The 5919-nt window shown below is 64.6% G+C and carries 6 protein-coding genes; all 6 read right to left on the bottom strand.

The window, feature by feature from the left end:
* Positions 1-284: DUF1320 domain-containing protein (locus tag ACSHWJ_RS15655; RefSeq protein ID WP_432540059.1), on the bottom strand; the 284-nt coding region annotated here is incomplete at its 3' end.
* A 9-nt stretch (positions 285-293) separates the two neighbouring features.
* Entirely contained in the window at positions 294-1283 is a 990-nt protein-coding gene (locus tag ACSHWJ_RS15650; RefSeq protein WP_010962117.1) for a major capsid protein, read from the bottom strand.
* 8 nt (positions 1284-1291) lie between these two features.
* The gene (locus tag ACSHWJ_RS15645; protein WP_010962118.1) at positions 1292-1666 is read right to left on the bottom strand and encodes a head decoration protein; all 375 of its coding nucleotides are present in this window, start codon (positions 1664-1666) and stop codon (positions 1292-1294) included.
* Between the two features lie 12 nt (positions 1667-1678).
* Complete coding sequence (locus ACSHWJ_RS15640; RefSeq protein WP_010962119.1) at positions 1679-2764, bottom strand: hypothetical protein; 1086 nt, start codon at positions 2762-2764, stop codon at positions 1679-1681.
* Between the two features lie 296 nt (positions 2765-3060).
* Positions 3061-3534 (bottom strand): phage virion morphogenesis protein, encoded by a 474-nt coding sequence (locus ACSHWJ_RS15635; protein WP_010962120.1) that lies wholly within the window; start codon positions 3532-3534, stop codon positions 3061-3063.
* Between the two features lie 99 nt (positions 3535-3633).
* On the bottom strand, positions 3634-5919 hold a 2286-nt coding region (locus ACSHWJ_RS15630), incomplete at its 5' end, for a PBECR2 nuclease fold domain-containing protein (RefSeq protein WP_432540060.1).

Raw genomic sequence — 5919 nt, 5'->3', positions numbered from 1 at the left:
CGTACCACGGCGGGCGGCAGATCGTCCTTGCCTTCGGGCCGCCGGTCGTAGATCTCGTAACGCACCAGCTGCACCACGACGTCCCGTACGATGGTCGGCACCTCCGCCAGCGGCAGCAGATTGCGCTGCCGCAGGTACCCGTCGACCAGTTCTTCCTGGCCAGCCACGATCTCCTCGACCAGATCCAGGTTCGGCGCCGTCGCCGGCGGCGTATCGTTGGTCAGCTGCGCCAACGTACGGGGCGGGATCTTCTTCTGCAGATCGTCGAGGGTGCAGTAGCGCATGGCAGGACGTCAGACCGCCCCGAACTCGACCAGGGCTTCCGGGAAGAGACACAGCGCCAGCGGGTTGGCCTGTACTTCCAGGTCCCAGCCCTTGTTGAACTTCCGCGGTTCGCCTTTGGAATAATAGGGTTGCCCCTGGGTATTCACCGTCTCGTTGTAATTGGCCGGCGCGTTGTGCATCTGGAATACACCGGCGCCAAGCGGGAACAGGCGGGCTTTGCCGGCCGGGATGAAACGCTGGCCGGACACCGTGACGTCCAGTTCGAAGAAGCGGACGCCGCCGAACGTGAAGTCGTTGCGCATGTCGCCTCCCAGCCGGTCCTGCGCCGCCTGCCAGTTGGCGTAGGCGGCCTGTACCTTGGGGTGGTCGGTCAGGAGGTCCATGAACTCCTTCGAGGCCGCGCAGGCAAACCCCGTCACGGTTGCCCCCGTCAGCTTCTGTTCCGCATGGCGCTTGCCTTCCACGATCTTCGCGCGGACGTCCAGGTTGTTGGTGCCGAAAGCGATGTCCACCGTTTTCTTGGTGACCCCGAACTCGTTGTAGAGGTCGTAGACCACCGTGCCGTCCGCGTCGAGGATCTGCCCGCCCAGCGCGCCGACCCGCTGCCATTCGCGGGTGATCTCGATGGAATCCCGCATGATCTGCAGCTTGTCGTTGATGACCCGCGCCTGCGGCTCCAGTGAAGATCCGGTCATGTCTTCACCGAACGGAGCGATGTTCTGGATGTCCTCCGGCAGGATCACGCCTGCCTCAGCCAGGTGGAAGGTCTCGAATACCCGGCGTGTCCGCCGCTTGCGCCGCACCACCTCGGGCGCGTCGTTGCGGGACCGGTTGGGCACCAGGTGCAGCCGTCCCTGGTCTTCTTCGATCGCTACGGTCGTGGTGCGCACGCCTGCTTCGGCGAAGATGCCGAGGTCACGGATCTTGTAGGTCGCATACGGCAGTTTGTTGACCGCGGCGGTCAGGGTAGTGACTGTGAACAGATCGGCTAGATTCATGGCGTGCCTCAGACGGAGTCGATGACCTTGAGTCCCAGCGCCAGCAGCGCGGCGCGGGCAGTGGCTTTCTGGGGATCGGTGATACCGCTTTTCCAGACCAGGCCATTGGCGTCGAGCACGGCGCCGCGCGCGATGACGGGCGCCGCGACATCCGCGCCGGCGGCGGCAGCATTGGCCAGCAGGACCGCCACGGCATTCTGGGAGCCGTCGGCAGCCGCGGGATCATGCAGTTTGTATTTGCCGCTGGCGCTGATCCTGCCGAGTACGCTACCGAGAGCGAGATCGGCGCCAGCGGCGATCGTCACGCGGTCGCGGGACCATTGCTCGCCGACCTCGTACAGCAGGACGTCGGAAATGACCTTCGGGTCGGTATGGCTTGGCATTGCGGCCTCCTCTTAAGCGTTTCCGGCGCGGCGTTCCGCGTCGGCGACAAGGGGGTTCTTGAGCGGAGCCCGGTCGGCCCGGTCCGCGGTGGCGAATTGGCCGAACCGCACCACCGCACCGCCTTCGGCGAACATGGCCTTCACGGCGTCGACCAGGGGACGGGTCGAACCGTCCTCGCCGGCGAACTGGGGCAGACCACCCTCATCGGCGCCTTTACCGGCCAGCATGAGCAACTCGACCAGGAGGTTCTTGTGCTTGGGCGCCAGCCGAACCCGGCCGTTGCCGTCGGGGCGGGTGAGCTCCTCGGCGAACTGGACCGCGTCGTCCCGGCGCCGGGCTTCCGCTGCCGCGGACTCGCGCTGACGCGCTGCGGCCAGCTCGGCTTTGAGCCGTTCGTTTTCCGCCGTCAAGGCGGCGGCTTGAGCTTGATCCACGGTGTTGTCCTCCGGAGTGGATTGGGAAAAAACGGGTTGGGATGCGGTTGCCGGATCGCCCGCTTCATCGCGGATTTCCTCGCGAGCGGCATCTTCCAGATACTGCAGGTCGGCACTGGGCACGACCTGGTCGGCATCCTCGGTTCCGAACCTGACCAGCAGCCATTCCCGGAATCGCCGCCAGAGGCCGGCGTTCACGCTGTCGTCGCGTTCTCCGCTGAAGCGGATGATGCCGTCCTCGTCCGCGGCGAATGCCGGGTTGAGCGTGGGCCGGCGCAGGCCGCGCACCGCCGGCGGCACCGCGCCGAGAAAGGAGACCTCGCGGACGTACCACTTGCCGGGAACGGGGTTGCGGGGATGATCGGGGGCGTACCAGCCGACCGAGACGTTCGGGAACGCCTGTTTGTTCACCAGCTCGGCGAAGGCCGGCTCGACCTCCTCCGGCTCGGCCTCGAGGCCGTCCGGGCCGTAGCTCAACGCCTTGACGTGGCCATAGGCCGGATCGAGCCTGGTCGGGTGGCCGATCACCAGCGGTGCCCGATGCAAAGCCGGGTCGTAGCAAGCGGCCGCGTCGCGCAGATCCCGCTCGGAGAACTCGATCGGCTGGGACCCGCCCATCGGCAGGTGGCGGCCCGGCTTGAAACAGTGGATGCGGTTCGTCATGCCGCCAGATTAGGCGGCCGGAAGCGGGGTTTCTTTTAGCGTGGATTAAAAACGTGCGGGACCGGCGGAACCTGATGAAGCCTGGTAGCTCCGATTAGCGCAGCGTAATCGGAGGAAATCCCGGTCGATGATCGCAGCAGGGGTACCGGTTGAGCAAGAACATGCCGCTGTGGCGCGTTAAACCCCCGTTAGAAATCGCGCAGGCAGAAAAGACGATCCAAGGTAGCGCATGGGGGCTTTACGCGCCGTCACGGGCCGGAGATTCGCAGCGGCGCGTCTGCCCGGGGGAACGCGCCTCAGACGCCCGCAGCCCGCTTAAGGTATGCCATCGTATCATCGAGCACCGCTTCTCTGGCCTGGGGCGTCAGCTCGCCTTTGGCCGTCATCGGCAGATAGGGACGTGCTGGAATCGTCGTTCGTTGGCTACGTCCCGCGGACCCGCCGAACTGATGAATAGCGGCATAGACTTTTGAGGAGCCGATCCGTGCGAAGTCCGCGCCGGATTCGGTCGAGATCGATGCCGCGAGCTGGCCAGACACCTGGAGCATCTGTCCCGGCCAGTGGCCCAGGCGGGTCCGCGCCTGCTTCGTGGAATCCGAAAGCGCAGGCCATCCCGGCCCTTCGTTCTCGAACCGGTGTTCGGTTTCGTCCTTCAGGGTCATCGCCAGGGTTTTCATCAGCGGCCCGAGGTTTAGTCCGGCCCGCTGGATGCGGTCCAGCATTTGACGGACTTCGGTGTCGTCGAGGGTGACTTCGATCGGGTTACTCATCGCGGTATACTCTCCTGCAACCGATTGCGGCCGTACAAGCTCCCGCCTGACGCATCCAAAGGAGCCGCACGGTCCTTGTCATGAGGCGGCGTGGCAAGGCTATCTTCGAAATAACAAGAAGCCATCGCGCTGCCGCTCAATATAACGACGACGTGCCCCAGGCCCTCGACTGGCTTGAGAAATCATCGCTGTCGATCCAGACCATCCTTCGCTTCCATACTCAAAAACGGACAATCCATATTGGGGCGATTCGCTTCCATGTCCGTCGATCTCGAAGGTCTTGAGATAGCGGCGCTTAAGCAGCCATGTCCCAGGCCGCTCTCTCGACTCTTCCCAGCGCATCCAAATTTCATCGGGTGATCTGATCGCATGCGCAAGAAGGCGCATGTAGGGCCCTCGACCGTCTTTGGTTGCTTTCCACTCGCCGGCGCCGGATTTGAACAAAGCCTCGTCGATCAGCATCGGATCTCCAGTGACGTCCTGAAACACCACCGGCTTGCCGAGGTCGGCACCGAACTCCGCTAAGAACGCCTTCGCGTAATCCTCCTCGCCCAAACCATCCGGCACGATCATCGACGCGGCGAATTTTTCCGGCTTCGGCAGATCGGGCAGGACCTGCCCCGGCGAAAACGTCTTCGGCAGGGTATCCAGCGGCGGCGGGGTGAAAGGCTTGCTCCAGCCTTGGCCGGGATTGAAGTTGAACCCGGCATCCGGCGCGAAGAAATGCTTTTTCCCGTCGGCGTCGACCACGTCGATCCCGGTGCGCCGAGCGTGTGTTATCTCCCCGGTACGTTTGTCCACGCCGGCATCGGTTTCGAGGGTTCGGAGCTTCCCTGCGGAAGACTGCCAGGCGATCCCGTCACGCGCGAGGCTTCGTTCGGATCTCGGCCGGACCCGGCAACGGCAGTTGTGCACAATCACACCGCCGGCCATAATCAGGCCCGTCTCCGTTTCGAAATCATAGACATGGCCCGCCCAATCGAATTGCCGAATCTGGACGATCTCATCCAGCGCTATCAGGCCGGCGTTAGCCTCAAGCAACTGGCGGACCAGGCCGGATGCAGCCGTGACGCCCTGGGCCGGCTGTTCCGTACCCGCGACATCCCCCTGCGGGGGCGCTCGGAAGCCGAGCGCGTCAAATGGCGATCCATCAAACAGGACCCCGCCGCCATTGCTCGCCAATGCGCCGCCGCCTGGGAGCGCGCCCGCAACCGCGACTCCCATCTCGAACGCCGGGTGTTGTCCCTGTACCGCAACGGGCTGATCTCCAAACGCGCCATCGGCCGCCAGCTCGGCACCAGCCTCGGCAACGTCAGCCGGATTCTGCGGAGCAACGGCATCCGCCAGGATCATACGGGCCGGCGGCGGGCCGTCGGGGCGGTCGGCGTCCATGATCGCGCAAGCGTCAGCCCGGCGGAGTTGCTGCTGGCCGACGAATTGACCCGGCGCGGCCTGGACTTCGTCCATCAGATGGACATCGGGACCCGCAATGTGGATTTCGGGTTTGCGCAAGCCCGCGTCGCCGTGGAAATCGTGCGGCGCCATTGGAACGATGCGAAATCCCTGCGCCGCCAGCGTCTGGAAGAGATCTTCGGCGCGGGCTGGCGGCTGTTCGTCGTTTACGACCCCAGCCAGACGGGGATTGACACCGCTTGCGTCGCCGATCAGCTGATCGCCTTTCTGGAGTTGGCAGGCCGCGATCCAGCCCCGGACGGTCAATACGGGGTGGTTGGCGGTCAGGGTGAGCCGGTGCCCGAGCCGCGTTTGCAGCTCCACCACTTTGCCCGCATACCAGGTTTTTAGCCCCAGCCGGGCGGCGGCCCGGACCGGCGTTTCCGCCGGGAAGCAGTTGAAGCCATTGGGCGGCCAGATCGTGTTCCAGATGGGATCGTCATGGCGGAACACTCGGCCGTTCATGGCCCGGTGGCTGGGCCGGGTGCGGCCGTCCAGCACCGCGACGTATTGCCAATAGGGGTGGCTGTCCGTGGCTTCGGCCATTTCTTGGTAATTCGCCGCCATGAAGGCGGATTGCAGGTTCGTCCGGTAGATCGTAGCCAGCCGCCATGGGCTGCCCAGCCGGGCGACCTCGGCATTCCCGGCGCCGTCAACGATGATCTGTTTGCCCCACCAGCCCTTGGCTTGCAGCGTGGGCTTCAAGTTTTTTTGGAAGTCCTTGAGCGTTTGGCCGTGGCGGAGCGCGACGTCGAGGGCATTCCGAATGTCCTGCACCACGTCCAGCCGCGCCGCCTTCGCAATGGTAAAGGCCCGTGCGTGGGCATCGTCCAGCATCTCCTGCCAGTTCCAGGTAAGCTTGTAGCCCTTGTGCTGGAGGTAGGCGATCGCGGCCTTGGGCTCGAGATTGAAAATCGCCTTGAGGTCGGCGGC

The sequence above is a fragment of the Methylococcus sp. S1M genome, assembly GCF_051295855.1.
Classification (GTDB): Bacteria; Pseudomonadota; Gammaproteobacteria; order Methylococcales; family Methylococcaceae; genus Methylococcus; species Methylococcus capsulatus.
This window is presented reverse-complemented; position numbering and strand designations above follow the sequence as displayed.